21 protein-coding genes are annotated in these 25007 nt (G+C 65.2%); 8 read left to right on the top strand and 13 right to left on the bottom strand.

Annotated elements, in window-relative coordinates; genetic code table 11:
* Nucleotides 1–33: 33 nt before the first annotated feature.
* Nucleotides 34–1887: a translation elongation factor 4 gene (lepA, locus tag FDW84_RS04230; RefSeq protein ID WP_171046650.1), complete on the bottom strand. Its 1854-nt coding sequence runs from the start codon at nt 1885–1887 to the stop codon at nt 34–36.
* Nucleotides 1888–2072: 185 nt separating this feature from the next.
* On the opposite strand from lepA, the gene FDW84_RS04225 reads away from it, so the two are divergent.
* Together FDW84_RS04225 and rpsT are read left to right on the top strand one after the other, a co-directional pair.
* Entirely contained in the window at nt 2073–2657 is a 585-nt protein-coding gene (locus tag FDW84_RS04225) for a type II toxin-antitoxin system PemK/MazF family toxin (RefSeq protein WP_138606866.1), read from the top strand.
* A 188-nt stretch (nt 2658–2845) separates the two neighbouring features.
* The gene (gene rpsT / locus FDW84_RS04220; protein WP_138133777.1) at nt 2846–3106 is read left to right on the top strand and encodes a 30S ribosomal protein S20; all 261 of its coding nucleotides are present in this window, start codon (nt 2846–2848) and stop codon (nt 3104–3106) included.
* A gap of 91 nt (nt 3107–3197) precedes the next feature.
* Here rpsT and holA read toward each other — a convergent pair whose 3' ends face one another.
* Both holA and FDW84_RS04210 read right to left on the bottom strand, forming a co-directional pair.
* On the bottom strand, nt 3198–4214 hold the full coding sequence (gene holA, locus FDW84_RS04215; RefSeq protein ID WP_138606863.1) for a DNA polymerase III subunit delta: 1017 nt from the start codon (nt 4212–4214) through the stop codon (nt 3198–3200).
* A gap of 480 nt (nt 4215–4694) precedes the next feature.
* Nucleotides 4695–5165 carry a hypothetical protein gene (locus FDW84_RS04210; RefSeq protein ID WP_138606861.1) on the bottom strand — a complete coding sequence of 157 codons (471 nt, stop codon included), beginning with the start codon at nt 5163–5165 and terminating at the stop codon, nt 4695–4697.
* 652 nt (nt 5166–5817) lie between these two features.
* Here FDW84_RS04210 and FDW84_RS19210 point away from each other — a divergent pair.
* Nucleotides 5818–5988 (top strand): hypothetical protein, encoded by a 171-nt coding sequence (locus FDW84_RS19210; RefSeq protein ID WP_171046649.1) that lies wholly within the window; start codon nt 5818–5820, stop codon nt 5986–5988.
* A gap of 78 nt (nt 5989–6066) precedes the next feature.
* Nucleotides 6067–6234 (top strand): hypothetical protein, encoded by a 168-nt coding sequence (locus FDW84_RS19205; RefSeq protein ID WP_171046648.1) that lies wholly within the window; start codon nt 6067–6069, stop codon nt 6232–6234.
* A 195-nt stretch (nt 6235–6429) separates the two neighbouring features.
* On the opposite strand, the gene FDW84_RS04205 is transcribed toward FDW84_RS19205, so the two are convergent.
* From FDW84_RS04205 to FDW84_RS04165, 9 genes are all read right to left on the bottom strand, one after another.
* Nucleotides 6430–6657, bottom strand: coding sequence for a helix-turn-helix domain-containing protein (locus tag FDW84_RS04205; protein ID WP_138606859.1), 228 nt, complete (start codon nt 6655–6657; stop codon nt 6430–6432).
* A complete protein-coding gene (locus FDW84_RS04200) occupies nt 6657–7217 on the bottom strand; it encodes a hypothetical protein (RefSeq protein ID WP_240721375.1) in 561 nt (186 codons plus the stop codon). Before FDW84_RS04200 ends, FDW84_RS04205 begins: the two co-directional genes overlap by 1 nt.
* Nucleotides 7218–7461: 244 nt before the next feature.
* The gene (locus FDW84_RS04195) at nt 7462–9555 is read right to left on the bottom strand and encodes a ComEC/Rec2 family competence protein (protein ID WP_138606855.1); all 2094 of its coding nucleotides are present in this window, start codon (nt 9553–9555) and stop codon (nt 7462–7464) included.
* 24 nt (nt 9556–9579) lie between these two features.
* Nucleotides 9580–10518 (bottom strand): helix-hairpin-helix domain-containing protein, encoded by a 939-nt coding sequence (locus FDW84_RS04190; protein WP_138606853.1) that lies wholly within the window; start codon nt 10516–10518, stop codon nt 9580–9582.
* A gap of 48 nt (nt 10519–10566) precedes the next feature.
* Nucleotides 10567–11553, bottom strand: coding sequence for a DegV family protein (locus FDW84_RS04185; protein ID WP_240721374.1), 987 nt, complete (start codon nt 11551–11553; stop codon nt 10567–10569).
* A 71-nt stretch (nt 11554–11624) separates the two neighbouring features.
* On the bottom strand, nt 11625–14153 hold the full coding sequence (leuS, locus tag FDW84_RS04180) for a leucine--tRNA ligase (protein WP_138606851.1): 2529 nt from the start codon (nt 14151–14153) through the stop codon (nt 11625–11627).
* 337 nt (nt 14154–14490) lie between these two features.
* Nucleotides 14491–16005 (bottom strand): glycerol kinase GlpK, encoded by a 1515-nt coding sequence (glpK, locus tag FDW84_RS04175; protein ID WP_138606849.1) that lies wholly within the window; start codon nt 16003–16005, stop codon nt 14491–14493.
* Nucleotides 16006–16063: 58 nt separating this feature from the next.
* Entirely contained in the window at nt 16064–16813 is a 750-nt protein-coding gene (locus FDW84_RS04170) for an MIP/aquaporin family protein (protein WP_138606847.1), read from the bottom strand.
* Nucleotides 16814–16906: 93 nt separating this feature from the next.
* The gene (locus tag FDW84_RS04165) at nt 16907–18733 is read right to left on the bottom strand and encodes a glycerol-3-phosphate dehydrogenase/oxidase (RefSeq protein WP_138606845.1); all 1827 of its coding nucleotides are present in this window, start codon (nt 18731–18733) and stop codon (nt 16907–16909) included.
* Nucleotides 18734–18858: 125 nt separating this feature from the next.
* Here FDW84_RS04165 and FDW84_RS04160 point away from each other — a divergent pair, with 125 nt between their 5' ends.
* From FDW84_RS04160 to FDW84_RS04145, 4 genes are read left to right on the top strand one after another with little or no spacing between them, the layout of a single operon-like run.
* Nucleotides 18859–19833: a sugar-binding transcriptional regulator gene (locus FDW84_RS04160; RefSeq protein WP_138606843.1), complete on the top strand. Its 975-nt coding sequence runs from the start codon at nt 18859–18861 to the stop codon at nt 19831–19833.
* Between the two features lie 10 nt (nt 19834–19843).
* Nucleotides 19844–20713 carry an aldo/keto reductase gene (locus tag FDW84_RS04155; protein ID WP_138606841.1) on the top strand — a complete coding sequence of 290 codons (870 nt, stop codon included), beginning with the start codon at nt 19844–19846 and terminating at the stop codon, nt 20711–20713.
* A 10-nt stretch (nt 20714–20723) separates the two neighbouring features.
* Entirely contained in the window at nt 20724–21650 is a 927-nt protein-coding gene (locus FDW84_RS04150; RefSeq protein WP_138606839.1) for an alpha/beta fold hydrolase, read from the top strand.
* Entirely contained in the window at nt 21647–22750 is a 1104-nt protein-coding gene (locus FDW84_RS04145; RefSeq protein ID WP_138606837.1) for a glycosyltransferase family 4 protein, read from the top strand. The genes FDW84_RS04150 and FDW84_RS04145 overlap by 4 nt, the downstream gene beginning before the upstream one ends.
* Here FDW84_RS04145 and FDW84_RS04140 read toward each other — a convergent pair.
* On the bottom strand, nt 22747–24924 hold the full coding sequence (locus tag FDW84_RS04140) for a primosomal protein N' family DNA-binding protein (protein ID WP_171046647.1): 2178 nt from the start codon (nt 24922–24924) through the stop codon (nt 22747–22749). The genes FDW84_RS04145 and FDW84_RS04140 overlap by 4 nt on opposite strands.
* Nucleotides 24925–25007: the final 83 nt, after the last annotated feature.

The following is a 25007-nucleotide window of genomic DNA, read 5'->3' as shown; positions in this document are numbered from 1 at the left end:
AGGGGCCTCCGGTGTTGCCGGACGCTGTGTTCACTACTTCTTGGCCTTGTCCTTGGACTCGTCGGTGGTGAGGGCGGCGATGAAGGCTTCCTGGGGAACCTCCACGCGGCCCACCATCTTCATGCGCTTCTTGCCTTCTTTTTGCTTCTCCAGCAGCTTGCGCTTCCGGGAGATGTCGCCGCCGTAGCACTTGGCCAACACGTCCTTGCGGATGGCCCGGATGCTTTCGCGGGCAATGATCCGTGAGCCGATAGCGGCCTGGATGGGCACCTCGAACTGCTGCCTTGGAATGAGCTCGCGGAGCTTGCCGGTCATCATCACGCCGTAGGCGTAGGCCTTGTCCTTGTGGGTGATGGCGCTGAAAGCGTCCACCTGTTCGCCTTGGAGCAGGATGTCCACCTTGACCAGATCGGCGACCTGTTCGCCGTCGGCCTTCCAGTCCAGCGAGGCGTAGCCGCGCGTCTTGGATTTGAGGATGTCAAAGAAGTCGAAGACGATCTCGGCCAGCGGGATCCAGTAGCGCAGCTCCACCCGGTCCTCGGAGAGGTAGTCCATGCCCTTCATCTGCCCGCGGCGGCCCTGGCACAACTCCATGATGGCTCCGACAAATTCGTTCGGAGCAAGAATGGTGGCGGACACCATCGGTTCCCTGACTTCCCTGATCTTGCCGGCCGGGAATTCGCTCGGGTTGGTCACCGTGAGGACGCTCTTGTCTTCGAGGGTGACCTCGTACACCACGTTCGGCGCGGTGGAAATGAGGTCCAGGTTGAATTCGCGTTCCAGGCGTTCGCGGACGATCTCCAGGTGCAGCAGCCCCAGGAAACCGACGCGGAAGCCGAAGCCCAGCGCGGCGGAGGTCTCGGGTTCATAGACCAGCGCCGCGTCGTTGAGCTTGAGCTTGTCCAGCGCATCGCGGAGCACAGGGTAGTCAGTGCCGTCCAGCGGGTAAAGGCCGGAGAACACCATGGGCTTGGGATCCGCGTACCCGCTGAGGGATTCCGACGCCGGCTTCGCAAGGTTGGTGACCGTGTCACCGACCTTGGACTGGCGGACGTCCTTCACGCCGGTGATGAGGTAGCCCACTTCGCCCACCCCGAGACCCTTGGAAGGCGTGGGCTCCGGTGAGCTGACGCCGATCTCCAGGAGTTCATGCGAAGCTCTTGTGGACATCATCTGGATGCGTTCACGCGGGTGCAGCATGCCGTCCACCACGCGGACGTAGGTCACCACGCCGCGGTAGGTGTCATAGACGGAGTCGAAGATCATGGCACGGGCCGGCGCGTCAGCGTTACCCACTGGTGCGGGAATATCTGCGACGATCTTGTCCAACAGTGCTTCGACTCCAACACCCGTCTTGCCGGAGACCAGGAGGACATCCTCGGGATCGCCGCCGATCAGGTTGGCCAGTTCCGCTGCATACTTCTCCGGCTGGGCGGCGGGAAGGTCGATCTTGTTCAGGACCGGAATGATGGTGAGGTCGTTTTCCATGGCCAGGTACAGGTTGGCCAGGGTCTGAGCCTCAATGCCCTGGGCTGCATCCACCAGCAGGACTGCGCCTTCGCAGGCCGCGAGGGACCTGGATACTTCGTAGGTGAAGTCGACGTGGCCCGGGGTGTCGATCATGTTCAGGGCGTAACTGACGCCATCCACTTCCCAGGGCATGCGGACGGCCTGGGACTTGATGGTGATGCCGCGTTCACGTTCGATATCCATGCGGTCCAGGTACTGGGCCTTCATGTCCCTCGCCTGCACCACGCCGGTGGACTGCAGCATGCGGTCGGCCAGGGTGGACTTACCGTGGTCAATGTGCGCGATGATGCAGAAATTCCGGATGATGGCCGGATCTGTCGCGGCGGGCACCGGGGCGGTGCGGGCCATGGGAGACACGCAGAATCCTTACTGTTGGCATTCTCGCGGCGAAGCCACAGGGCGCACCAAGGGCACCCGCGGTTATGCCGCACTTCTTCAACCTCCAGTGTCCCACGTCCCGGCCCGCCGCACCGCATCCGGACGGGGGCTGCGGTTTCGTTTCCTGCGAGGGAGTATGCGGTGACCGGAGATAGGGTGTGCGCATGGCTTTCAATCTTCGTTCGTTGACGTCCGCCGTCCAAGCGGGGCTCAGGTTGCTCCAAAATTCGCGCCCGCCTGCCCCTGGAGCACGTCAGGGACCCCGCCCGGTCTCCGGCAAGGCTCCCGGGAAGACTTATGGCAAGACATCTGCCGGAACGCCTGCCGCTGCACCCCGCTCCCCCGGAGTTGGATATCCCGGTGATTTCCGGGGCCGCGCTGCCATTCGGTATGCCCCGCAGCCGGACGGAGACCCGGATCCCGGTGAAGTGGTGTGGGCGTGGGTCCCCTATGAGGAGGACCACTCACGCGGGAAGGACCGCCCGGTCCTGCTGGTCGGGCGCAGCGGGGAGTATCTCCTGGGACTGATGCTCACGAGTCGCGACCGTGTTCCGGCATCTTCTTCCTCTGGAGATTATGTGGACCTCGGTGCGGGCGGGTGGGACCGGCAAAACCGCCCCAGCGAGGCCCGGATCGACCGGATCCTGCAGTTGCGGGAAGAGAATATCCGGCGGGAAGGGGCAGTGCTGGACCCAGCCCGGTTCGAGGATGTTGCGGCGGGGCTGCGGCGGCTCCATGGCTGGACGTAAGCACTGAAGGGCGACGAAGCCCTGAAAATGGCCAGTAATGCCGCTGACCTGCTATTATTATCAGCTGTGTGTCCGTGCAGGTCGACGGCCACTGATGGTTGGCCGCCATAGGTATCCCCACGCCGCTCAGTCAATGGCCAATCTGAAAGCCCTCTAGACCATTTCCGCATTAAAAAGAGAGTTCACACGTGGCGAATATCAAGTCCCAGAAGAAGCGCATCCTCACCAATGAGAAGGCACGCCTGCGCAACAACGCAGTCAAGTCCGAGCTGAAGACGGCCATCCGCGCCGTCAACACCGCCGTTGAGTCCACGGACAAGGATGCAGCTGCTGCTGCCCTGAAGGTTGCCAGCCGCAAGCTGGACAAGGCTGTCAGCAAGGGTGTTCTGCACAAGAACAACGCAGCGAACCGCAAGTCGGCGATCTCCAAGAAGGTCAACGCACTGTAAGGTTTCCAGTTCGTTTGGACTGAAGGCTGTGGCCGGTACCCTCGGGTGCCGGCCACGCGTCTTTAAAACCCGGCAGGATGCAACGGCAGCGCTACCGGCCCTGGACGGACATGGCAATCACCGTCACCGCATGCTCCACGGCATAAACCGGGTCGCGGGAAAGTCCCTTAACTTGGGCGTCGGCCTCGGCTGTGGCCTGAATCGACCGGACCAGGCCCTCCGGCGTCCATCGGCGGACTTCGCGCTGCGCCTGCTCCACCAGCCAGGGCTGCATCCCCAGTTCTGCGGCTATTTGCGCTGAGGATCCGGAAGCACCGGCAACCCTTGCCACAGTGCGGAGCTTGGCCGCCAGCGCAGCTACCAGAGGAACGGGGTCCGCTCCAGTAGCCAGGGCGTGGCGAAGTGTTGAGAGCGCCAAGGGGGCGTTGCCCGCCATTGCCGCGTCCGCCACCTTAAAAGCCGTCGCTTCAATGCGGCCCCCGTAGTACTGGTCCACGATGTCGGTGGTGACAGTGGTACCCGCGTCGGCGATCAGCTGGCTGCAAGCCGCCGCGAGTTCTGACAGATTGGCTCCCACGGCGTTCACTAGGGCCTGGACTGCTTCCGGTTCGATGCGCCGGCCGCCCGCCTTGAATTCCGCCGCCACGAAGGCTGCCTTTTCAGCGTCCTTTTTCAGCGGCTGGCAGTCCACCACGGGCCAGCCCGCCTTTTTTACCGTGTCCAGGAGCTTTTTTCCCCGGGCTCCTCCGCTGTGCCGGAGGACCACGACAACGTCGGACTCAGGATGCCCCAGATAGTCCAGCGCTTCTGCCAGGAAGGCATCGTTCATGGCCTCGACGGCTTCAACTTCAATGAGCTTGCTTTCACCAAAAAGGGACGGACTAACCTGCATGAGGAGGGTCCCCGCTTCATAGGTGGCGGCGTTGATGCGGCTCAACTCCACGTCCGGCGCCGCTGCCCGTACCTTGGTCCGGATGCTGTCCATCGCCCTGATCCCCAGGTACTCCTCCGGGCCGCTAATCAGGACAACTGATGCGGGACTGGCGTCCCGCCAGGAGGCCGGATTCGAGGCCGTGGAACGGGTTGCTCGCTTCTGTGCAGCGGCCATCGCGGGTTCCTTCCGGGAAGCTTTGTGGAGTATCCCAGCCTGCCATGTCCGGCCTTCTGCTCAAAGCTGGAACGGCGGCAGGGATCGAAGGTGCGGTTCCCCGGCTCGGGGTGCTCGGGCAAGGGTGTCGGCGGCGGGACTGCTTAGGGGCAAGGCTGGGGGTCCCTGGTCCGCATGGCTCGGGCGTCAGAACGGAAGGGCCCGGAAGAACATAAGCAGAGGTCCTGGACCTCACCAGTCTGCGATACAGGGCCGCAGCCGTCGCCTTGGGAGCCTTACCGAGCGTATCCATCTGTAGGGTCTAGGTATATAACGAAGTTGGGGGATCGCATGATTGAACTGACAGATGACTTGGCACGAAAGCTGGGCAGAGCTTCGGGAATACACGCTGGGCTCGCCAGAGCAGCCTCAAAGGACTGCGACTGGTTGCAACGGAACTCGGAGCTGCACCTCCTCCTACCGCCTCCCCGGTCGTCGCTTCTAAATTCGGCCGGCGGCAAGGTCTGCGTCGAGATTCGGATCCGCGCTGCTGGCTTCCTCCCCACTCACCGATGGCGCTGACTTTTCTGTGGACGACTGCGCGGAGCGCCACATTGCTGCCCCGGCTGCCAGGGCTACCAGCCCAAGGATCAACCACCAGGCTTTGGATGCCGACCGGACAGGCGGGACCGGGACGGGGGCAGCTTTCGGACCTACACGCCGCAACCGTTCCTGGACCTGGGGAGTGAGCGTCTCCACACTGCCAGCAAGCTCGTTGGCCAGCCTGCGCAATAGAGCCTGGAGGCGCGGGGAGGCGGTCTCAATCCCTGTATCCAGTCCGGCCACGGCTCTCTGGAGCGCAGCCTGGACGCCGGGCGTAGCCCACTCCCTGCCCTTGCCCAGCTGACTCATGAGGTTTTCGGAGAGACGATGGAGCCGCTCAGTTTCTGTCATTGATTCTGTTGTGCGCATGGATGCCTCCTTGATGTGATGGATGATGCCAGACTAGGGATGGCAGAAGTACCGTAACAGGGTCTTTGGAACCGAGACACGAAAATTGTTCGCAAGGGATACCCACGACTCCCACGATCACAGGCAGCCGTCATCCCGCGAAGCACCTCGTGAAATCTGTTGACGATGAGAGGCCGCAAGGGCGGCGAGGTCGCGGATCAACCGCCGCACCTCATGTTCACGCCGGCTGGCAGTCGGAATTTGTTGTGCCGCCCGGGGCCGCTCCAAAGGCCTCTTGGGTGGCCCGGGAACAGGAATTCGGTCTTTGGGCAATGCCGTGCTACGTGTTTCCTTAGACGCCCGAATGCTAGCGCTCATACGTCCCCCTTGACCTGATCGCCTTGTCCAGTGCCCCCGGGCCGTGTCATAGGAACACTCTAGGAAGGCCGTGGAGCAGGCGGAAGGATCTTCGTCCGTCATAGGGACTTATTGTTTCTATCTTGAGGTTCGCTCCTGCACGGGAGTGTCGACCACCGGCCCCGAGGGCAGGGTATGGAGCTGGGACGGCCGGGGGGCCCAGCGAAGGCTGAAGCCTCAAAGTCGATTCAGGCGCGGTCCCTTCGATACGGAGTTTCGCCCGGGTCTTGAGGTTTTACCGTCCTAGACTTTCGGCATGCACCCCTTGGTGGCAATCGGCCTGGTGTTCCTCGCCGCGGTTGCCTGGATGGTTACCATCCTGACCATGCTGATTGTTCTGGTCAAAGCCCGGCACCAGCCGCCAGCCCAGGTCAGGCGCGCGGTTCAGGGCGTTGAGCTGCAAAGCACCGATGAAAGGGCCGGTTAGACATAAGGGCGCTACCGGTGCGATGCCCTACCGCAGGGGCGCGCGTAGCCTAGGGGCATCGACTATTTGGGGGTAGTAATGACTCTGACACCAGCCTTTGGCATCATCGGAATCCTGTACGCGATCTTCATGATCGTGATGGCCAGTTTGGCGGTGTACGCCCTGATGCTGACCATCGTCTTCCTGCGGCTGCGGATCGCCGAACTGAAGCGGTCCGCGCCACCGAAGAGCGACCCGCTGCGCTGACGAGGACAGACAGGGTCGAGATAGGCCGGCCGGGGCGGCTCACCTCCGGAGCAGCTCCGGCTTGTTGCGTCATCTGCTCCTGAACCCGTGCCCTCGCAGGCGTTGTTGGCGTGCCGACTACTGCCGCATGTTCTTCGCTGGCATTGCAAGGACCTGCTGCTTTAGGTCCCGGTCAGCCGGAACAGGGAAGATCCTTCACGGGTCGCGCGCGATGGTCAGCAGATCACCGACCTGGCAATCGAGCACCTCGCAGATCGCAGTCAGGGTCGAGAACCGGACCGCCTTTGCCCGATCATTCTTGAGCACAGACAGATTCACCAGGCTGACTCCCACGCGCTTGCTCAACTCTGTCAGGGTCATGCCGCGGTCCGCCAGCAGCTCGTCCAGGTGGCACTGGATGTTCGACGGCTCCTCAGCCGGCATCAGACCAGCCCCTCGGTCTCTTTCTGTAGCCGGCGGCCGTACTCGAAGACCGCTGCAACCAGGAGCAGGGCGATGCCCAGCATCAACGGGGCGGTGTCGAATTCCGCCGAAAAGACCTGCGACTCGCCCGAAAGACGGGCGTTTGCCCCGATCATTTCGGCGAGCCTGCTGCGCCCCACAGCGTCGAGGACCTGGCCGACGATACCGGACACGGCCAGGACAACTCCGGCTGCCCCGACCAGGTGGGCGGACTTGGCAGTAAAGAGGATATTGCCTTGAAGGCGGTAGGCCAGCAGGAAGACCAGCGCCAGGATTGCCAGAATCCCGACCTGGTTCAGAAAGCCCGCCAAGGCCAAGCTCAAAGCCGGGCCGGAAGGCAGAACGGGAATGGTCGCTTCCACTGACGTGAAGTGCCCGGCCGCCCCCAGTGAAAGGCGGGTCGCCGGCTGATGTGGCGTGGCCACCGGAAGTACGAGCGTCACCGGCCCGGTAAAGAGCGCGACGGTACCGGATACAGTCGCGGCCGTTGTAGCAATCGCCGCAATCGCTGAAGCGACCATCAGGAAGATCCCATCGCTTCTCGATACAACCCTCTTTTGTCCGGTTTCGGCTGACCCGCGCGTCAGTTTCACTTTTCCCCCACTTATCGGCATTCGTTAATAACGACTGCCGATAACCTACTGGCTCGCCAGCGGCCGGTCAATGGCAAACAAGAGCGTGCCAACCTGTCCCCCGTACTATAAGCAGCGTGTTACCAGGTTTTTGGGGGCTTTGAACTGTCCCGCAACACAAACAGCCTCGCGTCTATGCGCGCTCCTCCCGGTTCCGGTTACGGTGCATGCCCGAAAGGTTTGTAGATGATCCCAGCCTCCCTCGTCGGGCCGTCCGCTCCGCACCGGCACGGCCCAGGGTGCAAGGATGCGCCAGTGCTGAGGCGGTGGGCCGGAAGCCGAGACGCGCCGCCGGTTTTTCGAGCCGTGAGTCCATGACTTCCAGGAGCATGACTACGCGCCCGTGCAAGGCAAGAACAGCTGCGGCAAGCCGTCCTGGACGCGCCCCAGCCCAGACAACCGCAAACGTGAGCACCGACAGCAGCAGCATGGTCAGCAGGCCTGGAACCCCCTCGGGCCATGGGAGGGACGCGCCCGGAAGCTGCGAGGTGAACCTGGCGGTGGCGGCCACTCCGGCACTGAAGGTTCCAGCAACACCTATGAGGGCTGTTGCTGCCCAAGGGGCGAAAACCATCATCGGCACCGCAGCGGTTCCCAGCAGTGTCACGGGGGCGACCAGCGGTGAAGCAATGACATTCGCCAGCAGGGAGTACGTGGAGAACTGGGGCTGCAGCAGCACGGTGACCGGCCCGCACAGCAGTTGCGCGGACAACGGGACAGCCACGGCCGCGGCCACCCAACGCGGAATGACCAGCGGCACCCAGTCGATGATCTGCCGGCCCAGGATGATGATCCCCAAGGTAGCGAGGACGGACAGAAGAAATCCAAAACTGGATCCCAGCGCGGGATCGGCCAGCAGCAGGCCGATCACAGCAAGGCACAAAAAGCTCAGTCCACGCCCGGACCGACCGCCGGCCAGCGAGATAACGGACACCACTCCCATGAGGGCTGCGCGCAGGACGCTGGCATCCGGCCCCACAAGAACCACGAACAGGCACAGCCCAGTTCCCGCCAGCACGGCTGCCGGCACTCGTGGCAGCCGCAAGCTCCGGCACCCCAACAGAAGTGCTCCGAGGACCAGGCTGCAGTTTGCCCCGCTGACAGCCGTTAAGTGAGTCATGCCCACGCTTTTCATGGCACCGTTCAACCCCTCATCCAAGGCGCTGGTATCTCCCGTGACCATACCCGGGAGCAGCCCGCGGGGATCGGGGGCGAGGAAAGATGCGGCGGCGACGAAACGTTCCCGGAACTCCTTGGCTGCCCGCTGCAGCATCGCTGATGAATCGGGCGGTCCTGCCGCAGCGGACAGAGGCCCGGAAGAGGCAGCGAGGACCGCTGCCTCCTCCCTCCCGGGATCAGGGGGCCGCAGCTTCCCCGTGACACGGACCAGCTGGCCCGGCACCAGCGAGGCCCAACCGCCGCTGCCCATGACCACCATCTGCGCCCGGGTGCGGAGCTGCACGCCGCCGGTGCTGATCTCCCGGGTCCAGACGGGTACAGACCAGCGGGCTGGCGGACCAGCCTGGTTCGGAGCAGTCAAGGCACGGGGGATCCCGCCGACCTCAACTACGGCCACCACTGATTTTCCTGCCGCAACCGCCTCTGACAGCGGGCCTTCGAAGCGCTGGGTGGACGCCACCGCTGAGTGCGCTGCCGCGGCCGCTGCAAGGAAGAACGCTGCCGCCGCCGTGGCGAGGAAGCTCCTCCGGGCCGAAGCTCGGCCCGTCATCCCTGCACCCGGCCGCCGGCGACAGCCGGGTGAGGGCTGCCGGCGTGCACGGCAAAGCAAGAGCACGGCAAGGGCGATCAGTGCACAGCACAGTCCGGCCAACGCGGCCGGCTGCAGCCAGAGCCCCGCGATCGACGCGCCCCAGACCGCTGCCGCGGGCAGGGCGAGCCGCACGTCCGTACGACGGCGCAGTGTGTCCTTGCCTGCGGCGGCCCTGTTCCCCGCCAATTCCGCCACCGCTGCTTTCCATACGCTTTCCAGCGGCCGGTTCCACTGAGTCCGGTGCCGGTGCCGGGAGGCAGCAGGCAACGTCAGGGTTCGACGGCGGCCTGCCGCAGTTGCGGGGCGGACCTGCGGGACGCCGACAGCATCGGGGAGGAGGCCGGCGGCAGGTTCCTGCTCCACCGCAGTCTGGGGCGCAACTGCCCCGCCTTTGGCCGCCGCCTCCACATAACGGTTCCAGGGACTCGTGCGGGACGTTCCGCTGCCGCTACCCATTGGAGCAGCCCGCCGGATCCCTGCTCACACCGTCACCAGCGGCAGCAGCGCTTCGAGCATCTTGGGTCCCACGCCGTCCACCGCATCCAGCTCCTCAACGCTGCTGAACTTACCGTGTTCCTTCCGCCAGTCCACGATGCGCTGGGCGAGCACCGGGCCAACCTTCGGCAAGGCATCCAGCTCCTCCACGCCCGCCGTATTGAGGTTCACTTTCGCCTCTCCCGGTGTCCCGCCGCCCTCGCCACCCAGACCTGCCACACCCTGTGTTGACCCGTCCTGACCGGCGGCGCCGGGCCGGATCGCGGTTTCTTCCTCCCCTTCCCGCGGAACATGGATCTTCTGCCCGTCCTGCACAACAAGGGCGAGGTTCAGCCGGTTCAGGTCGGCGCCGGGGACACCCCCTCCGGCTGCAGAAATAGCGTCATGGACCCGGCTTTCTGCCGCCAGCCTCACCACGCCCGGGCTGGCAACCGCCCCGGCGACATGGACAACGACAGCCCCGGCGGGTACAGCATTCCCTGAGGGTTCATCGGTCCCGGCCTGGTCACCGGTTTCGGCGCTTTCCGCAACTGCGGTTCCCACCGGCTCGGCAGGTGCCGTGCCGCCGGTGCTGATGCCGCTAAGCGGCAGGATTTCGGGCCGCGCCGAAGCCGCCTGCCACCAAAACCACGCCCCGGCAAGAACGGCAAGGATGCCCAGGAAGACGGCCAGGCGCAGCCCTACCCGCCACCGAAGGACCGGACCCGCTGCGGCAGGAGTGGCGCGATCAGTGTCCCGCCCAGGTATGGCTGGTGCGTCCCGTGCACTGTCCGCTCCATCACCCGCCTGGCCCCGGTATACGAAGAGTTCGTTCCCGTCGCCCTCCAGCAGCAGGCCAGGGGCTGGTTCGCCGAGCGCGGCATGGAGGCGGTTCCTGGCGTGGCGCGCCAAAGAACCTGCTGCTCCAGCGTCCCGGCGTGCCATAGCTACAGGCTAGAAACACCCCGACGGCGCCGACAGGCCACCTGGCTGCTATGTGGAAAGCCCGTCCGAGAGATCGCCGGCAGGAGTCGGTTCCTCCCCGACGATGACGGCCAGGACCCCCAGCCCCGCATGGGCGGCAAGGACCGCGGGAAGTGGACTCGTTTGGGCCGGGGGGCAGCCCGGCAAAGCTGCCGCCAGCCGTTCGGCCAGGCCTGCCGCTTCCTCTGGATTGCCGAAATGGTGGACCGCGAGGCGGACTGCCGAAGCCGGGCGGGCCGAAGCGTCAGCGGCGGCGATCTCCTCAAGCCGGGACACCGCCCTGGCGGTAGACCGCACCTTCTCCAACGGCATAATCCGGCCGCCATCGAGGGCCAGGATGGGCTTGATGGACAGCATCGTCCCCAGCAGCGATGCCGCCGCGCCGATGCGGCCGCCGCGGCGCAGCTGTTCGAGGCTGGGCACATAGAAGTACACCCTGGTGTGAGCTGCCTGGCTGGCAGCGGCAGCGGCAACCGCTGCAGCGCCACTGCCGTCGGCAGCTGCACGGACGCCCGCCTGGACGGCCAAGCCCTGTGCCATCCCCACCGTACGGGAGTCAACAACCTTCACCGGGATGTCCACCCGCGCTGCGGCCAGTCGGGCTGCGTCTGCCGTTCCCGAGAGTTCACCGGAGATATGGACCGACACCACAGCCTCGAAGCCCCTTTGCCGGGCGGACCGGTAGGCCTGCTCAAACTGTCCCGGTGACGGCCGGGACGTCTTCACCGATGTTCCGCTGGCCAGGGCCAGTGCGATGGTTTCAGAAATGTCATCCTCGCCCTCACCGTAAATCTCCTCCCCCACCATCACGGGCATGGGAATCACCGTAAGGACGCCCTCTCCGGAAAGCTCAGCCACCCATTCCGGGGGCAGGGCAGCAGCGGAATCGGTCACCACTGCGGTACGGACGACGGCGGCTCCAGGCTTGGCAGCGGGGCGAAGTCCCGCCATCCGAGCACGGAACCAGGCCCAGGCTGCGGCATTGGCGTCCTGCACGCGGCCTCCTGAAGGTCATGGGGGCCGCCGAAGCTGTTCCGGCGGCCGGGTCCGGCCGTGGCTGCTTACCGCTAGGCCGGGACGATGTTGACCAGTTTAGGCGCGCGGACGATCACATTGCGGATGCCACGGCCGTCGAGGGCGCGCTGCACGTTCTCCGAGGCCATTGCCAGCTCACGCAGCTGGTCCTCGGACACCGAGGGAGAAACTTCCAAGCGATCCCGAACCTTGCCCTGGACCTGCACCACGGCGGTGACGGTTTCTTGGACAAGCAGCCCTTCGTCGTGCGTGGGCCATCCTGCATTGGCAACAGAGGCGGGGTGGCCCAGGACGTTCCACATGTCCTCCGCGGTGTACGGCGCGAAGAGGCTCAGGATAACGGCAACAGCTTCGGCAGCTTCACGGACGGCTGGGTCCGAGCCGCCGACACCCGAGTCGATGGCTTTGCGGGTGGCGTTGACCAGCTCCATCAGCTTGGCCACCACCACGTTGAACTTGTTGGCGTCGAGCAGTTCGGCGGCGTCGGCAACAGTCCGGTGCGTGACGGAACGCAGTGCGCGGTCACCCTTGGTGAAGTCAACGCCAGTCTCGCTGGATACGTCCTGGGCGAGGCGCCAGGCGCGGGCCAGGAACTTCGCCGAACCGGAGGGAGAGACGTCGGCCCAGTCCACGTCGTCCTCGGGCGGGGAAGCGAAGACCATGGTGAGGCGGACAGCGTCCACCCCGTACTTGTCCAGCTGCTCGCCCAGGTCCACGCCGTTGCCCAGGGACTTGCTCATGGCTTTGCCGCCGTTGAGCACCTGGCCCTGGTTAAGGAGCGCGCTGAAGGGTTCGTTGGCTTCAATCATTCCGAGGTCGTTAATGACCTTGGTGAAGAACCGCGCGTAGAGCAGGTGCAGGATGGCGTGTTCAACGCCGCCCACGTACTGGCCCACGGGCATCCAGTCGTTGATCTTTTCCGGATCAAACGGGCCTTCGGTGTAGTGCGGGGAGACAAAGCGCAGGAAGTACCACGACGAGTCCACGAAAGTGTCCATGGTGTCCGTATCCCGCTTGGCGGGGCCGTGGCAGGAGGGGCACTCCACGTTGACCCAGGCTTCGGCAGCGGCCAGGGGCGAAGTGCCCTTGGGTGCCAGATCCTCTCCGCGCAGGTCGGAGGGCAGGGTGACGGGCAGGTGCTCGTCAGGCACCGGAACCTCCCCGCAGGACGGGCAGTGGATGATGGGGATAGGGGTGCCCCAAAACCGCTGGCGGCTGAGCAGCCAGTCACGCAGCCGGAAGTTTACGAACTTCTCGCCGGTCCCCTGGCGCTCAAGCATGGCGATCGCGGCCGGGATGGCCTCGGCCTTGGGCAGGCCATCCAGCTCGCCGGAGTTGATCAGGGTGCCCTCCCCCGCCGTGGCCACGCCCGAGACTGCGGGATCCTCCTCGCCGGTGTCGAGGACTGCCCGCACGGGCAGGTCGAAGGTCCTGGCGAAGTCAAGGTCGCGCTGGTCGTGGGCGGGGACAGCCATGATGGCGCCGGTGCCGTAGTCGGCCAGGACGTAGTCCGCCGCCCAGACCGGCAGCTTCTCCCCGTTCAGCGGGTTGATGGCGTAGCGGCCGGTGAAGACGCCGGTCTTCTCCCGCTCGGTGGACTGGCGCTCGATCTCGGTGAGGGCCTTGACCTTTTCCCGGTATTCGTCCAGCGCGGCAGCGTGCTCATCCGTGACGAGTTCGACGGCGAGCGGCGCGTCGGCGGCCACCACAAAGAACGTTGCACCATAGAGGGTGTCCGGGCGGGTGGTGAAGACGGTGACCTCCCTGGCGGGCTTGCCGGCGTCGGCCTCGATCACGAAGTTGACGTGGGCACCCTCGGAGCGGCCGATCCAGTTCTTCTGCATCGCCAGGACGCGCTCGGGCCAGTGGCCGCGGAGCTGTTCCATGTCGTCCAGCAGCCGGTCCGCATAGTCGGTGATCTTGAAGTACCACTGGTTGAGCGACTTCTTGGTCACGGTGGTGCCGCAGCGTTCACAGGCACCGTTGACTACCTGTTCGTTCGCCAGCACCGTCTGGTCCTTGGGGCACCAGTTGACCGGAGAATTCTTGCGGTAGGCCAGGCCCCGCTCGTAAAAGCGCTTGAACAGCCACTGCGTCCAGCGGTAGTACTCGGGGTCCGAGGTGTGCAGCCGGCGTGACCAGTCAGCCGAGATGGCGTACCGCTTGAAGGAGGCAGCCTGCGTGTCGATGTTGGCGTAGGTCCACTCGCTGGGGTGGGCGTTGCGCTTGATCGCTGCGTTCTCCGCGGGCAGGCCAAAGGAGTCCCAGCCAATCGGGTGCAGGACGTCATAGCCCTTCTGGCGCAGGTAGCGGGCCACGACATCGCCCATGGCGAACGCTTCGGCGTGGCCCATGTGCAGGTCGCCTGACGGGTAGGGAAACATGTCCAGCACATAGCGGCGGTCGCGGGACCCGTCGTCGAGGGGGGTGAAGACCTTGAGGTCTTCCCACACCTGCGGCCACTTGGCCTCCATGGCGGTAAAACTGTAGGTGCCCTCCTCAGGCACTTCCGCCGACACTGATGCTGCTGTTCCGGTCTCTGTCTCCGGCTGAACGCCCACTGCTGCCCTCTTCTGTTCTGTTACGGCATCTGTGCTGCCATAACGGCCTGATCCTGCTGCTGCCGGCCCGGGAACTGGCCCGGACACACAAAAGCCCCTCGCCATGGAGGGGCTGCCGCACGCTATCCGCTCTTCGGGATACCGGGCGGCTAAGTAAGCAGAAGGATCGCACGCATAAACCCACTTTAGCGCACCTCGAAAGTCTCCAGTCGCAAACGAGCGGCTGGAGTAGCAGTGACTGAACATGCCGAGGCTGTGAAAGGGGGCCCGGGAGCGGCTTCGGGCGTCCGCGAAGCGGGCGGGGCCCCCTTCACAGCGAAGGCATGGCTTTCCTGGGCTACCTCACGTCCTCGTCGACCCAGTCCATGGATTTGGTGACGGCCTTCTTCCAGAGCCGCATCTGGCGTTCCTGCTCGGACTTGTCCATCTGCGGTTCCCAGCGCTTGTCCTCGGACCAGTTGGCGGAGCACTCGCCCAGGTCCTTCCAGAACCCGACGGCCAGGCCTGCCGCATAAGCAGCTCCCAACGAAGTGGTTTCCACCACCTTGGGCCGGATGACGGGAACGCCCAGGATGTCCGCCTGGAACTGCATCAGCGCGTCGTTGGCGACCATGCCGCCGTCGACCTTCAGCTCACTCAGCGGCACGCCGGAGTCCGCATTGACGGCGTCCAGCACCTCGCGGGTCTGGAAGGCGGTGGCCTCAAGCGCTGCCCGGGCAATGTGGTTCTTGTTCACGAACCGGGTGAGGCCCACGATGGCGCCGCGGGCATCCGAGCGCCAGTAGGGGGCAAAGAGGCCGGAGAAGGCCGGGACGATGTAGACGCCGCCGTTGTCTTTTACCGATGCCGCCAGGGTTTCCACCTCGGGGGCGCTGCTGATCATGCCCAGGTTGTCCCGCAGCCACTGGATGAGCGAGCCTGTGACCGCGATGGATCCCTCCAGGGCGTAGTGCGGCCTGGCGTCGCCCAGCTTGTAGCCCACCGTGGTCAGCAGACCGTTCTTGGAGTGGACGATCTCTTCGCCGGTGTTGAAGATCAGGAAGCAGCCTGTGCCGTAGGTGTTCTTGGCTTCACCGGTTTCAAAGGCGGCCTGTCCGAACGTGGCGGCCTGCTGGTCGCCCAGGATGCCTGCCACGGGGGTCTCACGGAGCAGCTGGGAGCTGTGCACGGTGCCATATACCTCCGAGGAGGATTTGATTGCCGGCATCATGCTGCGTGGTACGCCGAAGATGCCGAGGATTTCGTCGTCCCACTGCAGCGTTTCGAGGTCCATGAACAGGGTCCGGGAGGCGTTGGTGACGTCGGTGACGTGGACGCCGCCGTCCACGCCGCCGGTCAGGTTCCACAGCACCCAGGCGTCGGTGTTTCCAAAGACCAGGTCCCCGGCCTCTGCCTTCTCACGGGCACCGTCCACGTTGTCCAGAATCCATTTGATCTTGGTGCCGGAGAAGTAGGTGGCCAGCGGCAGGCCCACTTTCTGTTTGAAGCGGTCCGAGCCGCCGTCCCTGGCCAGTTCGTCCACGATGTCCTGGGTGCGGGTATCCTGCCACACGAGGGCGTTGTAGACGGGCTTGCCGGTGGTCTTGTCCCACACCACGGCGGTTTCGCGCTGGTTGGTGATGCCGACGGCGGCGATGTCGTGCCGTGTCAGGTTCGCCTTCGAGAGGGCGGAACCGATGACTTCGCGGGTGTTGTTCCAGATCTCCGTCGCGTCGTGCTCCACCCAGCCTGCCTGGGGGAAGATCTGTTCGTGTTCCATCTGGCCCGAGGAGACAATTGCGCCGCTGTGGTCAAAAATGATGGCGCGGGTGCTGGTGGTGCCCTGGTCGATGGCGATCACGTACTGGTTCATGGTGACGTCCTTGTCTTTGTTGCGGCTTTGAGCAGTGAATTTGTGGTGCTGGGAAAAGTCAGGCGGCGGCGGTGGCGATGATGGGAACGAGCCTGGCAACGAGGCCGCCAAGGGCGCCCCCAACCAGCGGGCCCACCACCGGGATCCAGGAATAGCCCCAGTCGCTGGAGCCTTTGCCCTTGATGGGAAGCACTGCATGGGCAATGCGGGGGCCGAGGTCGCGGGCCGGATTGATGGCGTAACCCGTGGGGCCGCCGAGGGACACGCCAATGCCGACGACGAGCAGCGCAACGGCAAGCGGTCCAAGCCCTGACGGGGTCCCGCCGAAGGTGAGGATCACGAAGACCAGGACAAAGGTGCCAATGATCTCGGTGACCAGGTTCCACGGCGTGGAGCGGATGGCGGGTCCGGTGGAGAAGACGCCCAGTTTGCTGGCAACTTCTTCTTCTGCGTCAAAATGCTGCTTGTAGGCGAGCCAGCAGACCACGGCGCCCAGGAATGCCCCCAGCAGTTCGCCACCGAAGTATGTCAGCGTGGTGATGGCGTCCACCGGGACGTTTGGCGCGTATTCGGTCTTTCCGTTAAGGAGCAGACCCAGGGTCACCGCAGGGTTCAGGTGGGCCCCGGACTGTGCGGCAACATAAACGCCCGCGAAGACGGCAACACCCCATCCCCAGGTGACCATCAGGAACCCGCCGCTGTTGCCCTTTGTTCCCCTCAGGGCGACGTTGGCGACGACGCCGCAGCCCAGGAGGGTCAGCATTGCCGTTCCAAATACTTCAGATAAGAAAACTATTCCAAGAGACATCTTTGACTCCTTTTTTATTTTCTGATGGAGGCCCTTCGCGGGTTGAAGGACCGGTGACCGGGGCGGGCTGCCGCCGCGGCCTGCAGCCGGGCCCTAGGTGACCAGGCTGTGGATCTCTACGCGGTGGAACCGCTGCAGCACTTCCTGGGCGTGCGTGATTTCTGCTGCGCGGGCAGCAGCATCCCAACCCAGCGGACCTGACAGCACGTCCGCTACTTCATTCAGCAGTTCGCCGGTCACCAGGCCACGGAAGGCCAGCGAGGTCCGGCGGATGAGGACATCCACGAGGTGTCCCACCTGCTCGTTCGCCGCCATGAATTCCAGTTCCCGGACGCTCAGCTCCCGGGTTGAGTGCAGCAGCCTGTCCCGCGCACCGTCCAGGTACTCCATCACGGCCTCCGCGCGGGTGCCGTAACGGGTCAGCAGGCCGACGGTCCGGTCAGCGTCCCGGCCGGCCCCCATGTGCGCCTTGATCCACTTCTGCACCCCGGCTTCATCAGCAGGGAAGCCTGCGCCGCCGCCGATGGGAAGCTGCGCCGTGGAGACTTTGCGTTCCATGCCGATTTCGGCCAGGACGTCGTTGGCCAGATGCTCAGCCAACGCCCGGAAAGTGGTCCATTTGCCGCCTACCAGGCTGAGCACCACTGCGCCGGTTCCCTCCGTTCCCTTGGCAGGGCCGCGGCGCTCGATGCGGTAGTCCCGGGAGACAAACCCGGGCTGAGTGGCGTCATGGCGGGGCAGGGGCCGCACTCCCGAAAACGTGTAGACGATCTGTTCGCGCGTTACGGCGATGTCGGGGAAGACGTGGTTAATCAGATCGAAGAAGTAGGCGATCTCCTCGTCGGTGCAGACCGCGGCTTCCGCCATGTCCGCATCCACGTCGGTGGTACCCACCAGGACCCGGTCCCCCATCGGGTAGATCAGGACGATCCGGCCGTCCGTGTGCTCGAAGAAAATCTCCCGGCCGCGGCAGGCGGCGAGGAGCTCAGGGTTGTCAAGAACGATATGCGAACCCTTGGTGCCGCCCATGAACGTGGAGGCGGCCCCCATCGCTTCATTGGTCAGGTCCACCCAGGCACCGGTGGTGTTAACGATGACATCTGCAGTGAAGTCGAATTCCTCACCCGTCAGCTCATCCCGCAACCGGACAGTGCTGCCCCTGCCGGTCCCCGGGTTGGGTTGCCCGGTCATGGACTGCAGCGAGACGTAGTTGCTGGCCCGGGCGGTGTTGCCTTGGGCATTGCCTTCGCCCGCTGCCGCGTGCCCGGCCTTCTCACCGTCCTGGAGGACATCGAGCGTAAGCCGCTCCGGGTTGTGGACCGAGGCATCAAAGTAGGTGGCAGTGTATTTGACGTCGGAGCGCAGGCTGGGAAGTTCAGCGCGGGCACGTTCGCCGCTGCGGAAGTGGTGCCGGGGCACGGTGCCGCCGTCCCGCGAGAAGGAGTCGTACAGGCTGAGGCCGAGCTTGATCAGGAAGGCGCCGCGTTCCTTGGGCTTTCCGTGCTGCTTGTGCGCCAGGAAGCGGAGAGGCGCAGAGAGCACTCCGGAGAACGTGCTGAAGATGGGGATGGTGGTCTGCAGCGGCTTGACATAGTGCGGGGCGATCCGGAGGAGACGGTTGCGCTCCACTACTGATTCCCGGACCAGGCGGAACTCGCCGTTTTCAAGGTAGCGGATGCCGCCGTGGATCATGTGGGAGGAGGCGCCGCTGGCACCTTGGCAGTAATCTCCGCGTTCCACGAGGGCCACATCCACGCCCTGCAGTGCCAGGTCACGGAACGTCCCCACGCCGTTGATGCCTCCTCCAACCACCAGGACCTTCGCGTGCGGCCTGCGGCGGAGATGATGGACGGAGCTCCGCTCGGCGCCCGGCTTCGCCGCCGGCGCAACAAGCGGGTTATTTGCATCCTTGGGTCCCAAAATAACTCCCTTGGGGCTTTGTATGGCGCGGGCACCGCAGGGGTGCGCCGCCGTTCTCCACTATTGTTTGGACTAATGGAAAATGGAGTCAAGCACTATGCACGAACGTGCAGAAGGGAGCGGGCATGGACGCTTCAAGGCACTCAGATGCCCTTCGAGCTGCACAAATGTACTACCTGCAGGACCTGACGATGGACGCGATCGCACGAGAGCTGCGGACTTCCAGATCCACTGTCTCCCGGCTCCTGTCAGCCGCGCGGGACTCCGGCCTGGTGCAAATCCAGATCCGCAATCCGCTGGACACGGGACCGGAACTGGAGGGCAGGATCCGCCGGCGTTTCGGGGTGGATGTACATGTGGTGCCGGTCCTGGAGACCTTGAATGAAGCGGAAACACTTGACCGGGTGGCCATGCAGGCAGCCAGGACCATCGGGCCGCTGGTGGACTCCAACGCGATCATCGGCGTGGCCTGGGGATCAACCCTCAGCGCCGTCAGCCGGCACCTCACCCGCAAGATCACCCACGACAGCGTCGTGGTGCAGCTGAACGGGGCGGGCAACATGCACACCACAGGCATCACCTACGCGAGCGACATTATGCGCCGCTTTGGAAGCGCCTACGGAGCACGGGTGGAACAGTTCCCCGTGCCTGCATTTTTCGACCATGCAGCCACCAAAACCGCCATGTGGAATGAACGCAGTGTGCAAAGAATCCTGGAGCTCCAGGCAAAGATGAGCATCGCGATCTTCGGCGTGGGTTCCGTGGATGCCGACTATCCCAGCCACGTGTACGCCGGCGGATACCTGGATGAGGCCGACCTCAATATCCTGGCCACGTCCGATGTGGTGGGCGACGTGGCCACGGTCTTCTTCCGCGGCGACGGATCCTCGGACGGCATTGTCCTGAATGAACGGTCCACAGGGCCTGCCCTTGCTGACCTGCGCCAGGTCAGGCGGAGGATCTGCGTGGTTTCCGGCGTGTCGAAGATCAAGGGGCTTCGCGGCGCCCTCGCCGCAGGCCTGGCGACCGACCTGATCCTTGACGAGGCCACCGCACGGCGCCTGGTCGACTTCGAGGGCCTCGCCACACTGAGTGGGTAGAGTCGTGGCTATGAAAACCTCTCCGCGGCTCAGCCTCAATAACGGCGTGCTGATCCAGCAGCTTGGATTCGGGCTGTACAAGGTCCCGGCAGCTGACGCGGAAAAGCTGGTTGCCATCGCGCTCGCCGCCGGCTACCGCCATTTCGACACTGCCGCCATGTACGGCAACGAAACCGGGCTGGCCCGCGGGATCAGCTCGCAGCTGGGCGGGGAGGGGGACCGCGGCGGATCAGGTGAACTTTTTCCGGCACTCTCCAGGGAGGGCCTCTTCGTCACCACCAAGGTGTGGAACACCGATCATGGCTACGACGCGACGCTGCGGGCGTTCGATACCTCCATGGTCAACCTCGGCCTGGATTACGTGGACCTGTACCTGATCCATTGGCCGTGCGCGAAGCGGGGCCTTTTTCCGGAGACCTACCGCGCCCTGGAAACCCTCTACCGGGAAGGAAAAGTCCGGGCCATCGGCGTCAGCAATTTCCAGCCTGCTCACCTTGAGCGGCTGCTCCAGTCGGCAGAGGTGGTGCCCGCGGTCAACCAGATTGAGCTCCACCCCTGGCTGCAGCAGGCAGAGCTCCGCAATATCCATGACGAACTCGGCATCCGCACCGAGGCGTGGAGCCCCCTGGGCCGCGGCCAGGTCCTCGCCGATCCCGTGGTCCAGGCCTGCGCCGCCGAACACCGCAGGACACCCGCACAGGTGATCCTCCGCTGGCATATGCAGCTCGGCAACATCGCCATCCCCAAGGCCAGCTCGGAAGCCCGCATCCGTGAGAACCTGAACCTCTTCAATTTCGAGCTTTCCGAACGGGACATGGCGGCGCTGGCAGGGCTGGACCGTGGCCACCGCACAGGCTCACACCCGGACCACGTCAGCTAGGCTGCACCAGATGACCACAGCGCACCCCGGAGCAGCCGCGCCTGCCTACTTCAGCCCTGGCCTCGCCGCCCGCACCTCTGCCTCCTCAGTGGAGCTCGACGGCGGCAAGGTTGCCTTTTGGACCTACGAACCCTTGCCTGCCACTCCGGAAACGCGGACTATCCTGGTCATCCACGGCTTCCGGGGAGACCACCACGGACTGCTGCGGGTAGCAGACCAGCTTCCCGACATGCGCATCATCATGCCGGACCTTCCCGGGTTCGGGGACTCCGAGGCGTTCAGGTCGGCTGAGCACTCCGTGCAGCGTTATGGTGCTTTCATCACGGAGTTCATGACAGCCCTGGGCCTGGGCCCGGATACCGTCCTGCTGGGCCATTCCTTCGGCTCCATCATTGCCGCGCACTATGTTGCCGACAACCCAGGAACCGTTTATCCCCTTATCCTCATCAATCCGATCGCAGCACCGGCGCTTGAAGGGCCAAAAGGCCTGATGACGCGGCTGGCGGTGCTGTACTACCGACTGTCCGCGCGCCTTCCCCGGTCCTTGGGACTGGCCCTGCTGCGGAGTCCGCTGATCGTCCGGGTGATGAGCGAAACCATGGCCAAGACCGCTGACCGGGGCCTCCGGCGTTTCATCCACCGGCAGCACCACGCCTACTTCAGCGCCTTTGCGAGCCGCGAAAGCCTGCTTCAGGCATTCACCGCATCCGTCACCAGCCATGTGGCAGAAGTAGCCCCCCGGCTGACCCTGCCGGTGCTCCTGATAGCGGGCGAAAAGGATGAAATTGCCGTCCTCGGCGACCAGCGCCGACTGGCCGCGCGGCTCCCCGACGGCGAACTCCGGGTGATTCCCGGCGTCGGCCATCTCATCCATTACGAAACACCCGAACCGGCAGCCGCCTTCATCCGTAGCTTCCTTAAGGACCATCCCGCGTGAAGATCCTGATCGATGCACGTTTCACCAGGACCGACCACCACGACGGCATCAGCCGCTATGGGGCAAGCCTGATCGCCGCCACAGCCAAAATCGCGGACGTCTCCATGCTGGTTTCCGATGTCCGGCAACTCGCCCTGCTGCCGGACGTTCCCTACACGCTGATCAGCAGCCCGTTGTCACCGCGGGAGCTATTTGTGGCGGGCACCATCAATAGGCTCGACGCTGACGTGGTGGTGTGCCCCATGCAGACGATGGGCACGTGGGGCCGCAAGTACGGCCTGGTCCTGACCCTCCATGACCTCATCTATTACGAGCACCCGACCCCTCCAGGGTTCCTGCCGGCGCCCGTGCGGCTGCTCTGGCGGCTCTACCACAAGGCGTACTGGCCGCAGCGGCTTCTCCTCAACCGGGCAGATACAGTTGCCACCATCAGCAGGACCACTGAAGCACTCATGGCAAAGTACCGGCTCACCCGCCGCCCGGTCCGGATCATCAGCAACGCACCGCAGCCGGCGCAGGAGCCCCGCTCCGCCGAAGCCGGAGCGGACCAGTCACTGGTGTACATGGGCTCCTTCATGCCATACAAGAATGTGGAAACCATGGTGGCGGGCATGGCCGGACTCCCGGGCTATACCCTCCACCTGCTCAGCCGCATCACGCCGCAGCGTCGTGCGGAACTGGAACGGCTCGTGCCGCAGGGTGCCCACGTAGTGTTCCACAACGGCGTCACCGACGAGGAGTACGACGCGTTCCTGCGGTCGGCCACTGCGCTTGTCAGCCTGTCCCGGGCGGAGGGATATGGGCTTCCGCTGGTGGAGGCCATGGCTTTGGGCACCCCCGTCATAGCAAGCGACATCCCCATCTTCAGGGAGGTCGGCGGAGATGCTGCCCTTTACGTGGACCCGGCCTCCCCCGGGGACTTTGCCGCTGCCGTGACAACGCTGCAGGACAATACCCGCTGGCAGGATTTCTCCCGGCGTTCCCTTGCCCGGGCGCAGGAATTCAGCTGGGACGAGTCCGCCCGCCAGCTCGTGGAGGTTGCCCACGAGGTGGTGCAGCGGCGACGCAAGGCCAACTCACGCAACGGCAGCTCAGGCTAAAGCACGTCAACCCCATCCAGCCGGAGCTGGAAGGGCTCCATGGTGCGCTTGGCTGCTGCCGCCGCCCGGGCGACGCGCAGGACGCGGGTGACGGCGGACGCCTGGGCGTAAGGGAAAAACAGCAGGGTGCGGACATCCTCCACGGAGCGGCGGGCGGACGGCGGACCATTGAGCACCAGGGGTGCAGGGCCGGCGCTGCGCAAGGAGATGCCGGCGGAGCCGAGTTCGGCCGCGACCGCGGCGGTGTACTGCTCGACGGCGGCGCGTGGCCCGGTGACGGACGCGATACGCACTGCAGGAGGAAGCTGCAACTCTGCCCGCAGGGCCAGCTCCCGATGGGCGTAACCGGCAGGGTCCCACCGGAGCAGGGCGCCCACGGCAGCCGTGTCTGAGGCGGTTACCACCACCAGGCCGCCATCTGTGGCAGGGCGAACCAGCGCTGCCGCGTTGAACCATCGCCGCACGGTGTCCTCTGCGGCGCGGAGTGTTTCGCGCCGCAGCAGGGAATCCCCATCCAGCAACAGGGCGGCAGCATATCCCCCGGCTGCCACGGGCTCAGCCCCCACCGTGGCGACGATCAGGGCCCTGCCCGCACCGACTTCTGCCTTCACCTGGTCCCCGGAGGAAGTGACGACGGTGGTGCCGGGAAAAGCCCGGCCCAGCTCCTCCGCCGTGCGGATGACACCGGTAGCACCCTTGCGGAGCCGGCGTCCGCCGCAGTGTCCGCAGCGCCAGTCAGGCGCAGGCGTGGAGCACCAGCGGCATTGGGGCATCAGTGAGGTGCCGTTGGCGCCTGCCAGTGCCAGGGGCCCCTGGCAGGCGCCGCAGCGCGCCGGCTCGCGGCAGGTTTCGCACGCCAACGACGGTGCATACCCGGCGCGGGCTACCTGCACCAGGACGGGCCCGCGCTCCAGGCCCTCCTGGGCAGCACGCCATGCTGCGCCGGGAAGCCGGGCAATCCTGGCCAACGGATCCCGCTCCTGTTCGAAGCTGTCCGCAGTACTGACGACGCGCGGCACAGTCCGGCGGACATCCGGGCGGCCGGCCTCCACCGCCAGCGCCCAGCCGGCTTCCACCAGCCGCTGTGCCTCTGTGCTGCGGGCGTGGCCTGCCAGGAGACAAGCGGTGCCCTTCTGCTCTGCGCGCAGGAGCAGGACTTCGCGGGCGTGGGCATAGGGGGCACGCTGCTCGATATGGAGGTCGTCCCCGTCGTCCCAGCAGACGACCAGGCCCAGGTTCCGCACAGGGGCGAAAGCCGCGGACCTCGTCCCAATGGCCACCTGGGCTGTCCCCGCAAGCAGCCGAAGGAAATTCCGGTACCGTGGCGTCGGACCGTCGTCCGCCGCCAGGCGGGCAACCGCACCTTCCGGCAGCAGGGGCCGCAGGGCATCTTCAAGCCGGTCCAGGTCGCGGTAGTCGGGCACCGCCACCACGGCGCCGCGGCCCGAAGCGCAGGCAGCGGCCACTGCTTCTGCCAGCAACTGCGGCCACCCGCCCGGACCGTAACCCTGCAGCGGGTTCACCACCGCCCTCGGCGAACCACCCCCAGCCACGTGGCGCAGGAAGGCAGGGCCATTGCGGTACATCCTCCAGGCGGCACCGGGCAACTCTCCACCCGCGGCCGCCCCCTCCGGTGGAATGATTTCCGGCGCTGCAGTCCCCTCCGCGGGTGCGGCTGCATCCTGTGCCGGTGCGGCGAACTCCTTCTCCAGCCGTGCGACCCGCGGCGGGACGGCGACGCGGAGCACATCGCTGACCGTTCCCGCATACCGTGCGGCGACGGCGGAAACCAGCTCCTGCACTGCAGGCGTGAGAACGGGGACCGGCGAAACAACTTTCGCCAGCGGCACCAAAGTGTGTCCGGCGTCGGACTCCCCTACGCGCTCCATGATGAAGCCGTTGAGCTCCTGGCCGTTGAACTTAACTTTGACCCTGACACCGGGACTGGCGGCGCTGTCCAGGGTCTCCGGAACGCCGTAATTAAAGAGCCTGTCCAGGTGCGGAAGGGACGATTCCACCAGCACCTTGGCCACCGGCAAGTGTTCGGCGAGCCGGGGCCCGGATGCCCGTGGCGTCGGGGGGAAACCCTGCAGCAGGGACGGCTGCACGGAGCCCGGGAGATCCAGTGCCGGCTGGACGGTTTTCCCGGCAGCGAAGGGCCGGTCAGCAACCATGGCAGTTACCTCCGTTCGGCTTCCGGCTGGACATGGCCATCAAAGCACGGGGCACTGACATTGCTGCCGGCGGCGCAGGAAGC

Source organism: Pseudarthrobacter sp. NamE5 (genome assembly GCF_005796225.1).
GTDB lineage: Bacteria > Actinomycetota > Actinomycetes > Actinomycetales > Micrococcaceae > Arthrobacter.
This window is presented reverse-complemented; position numbering and strand designations above follow the sequence as displayed.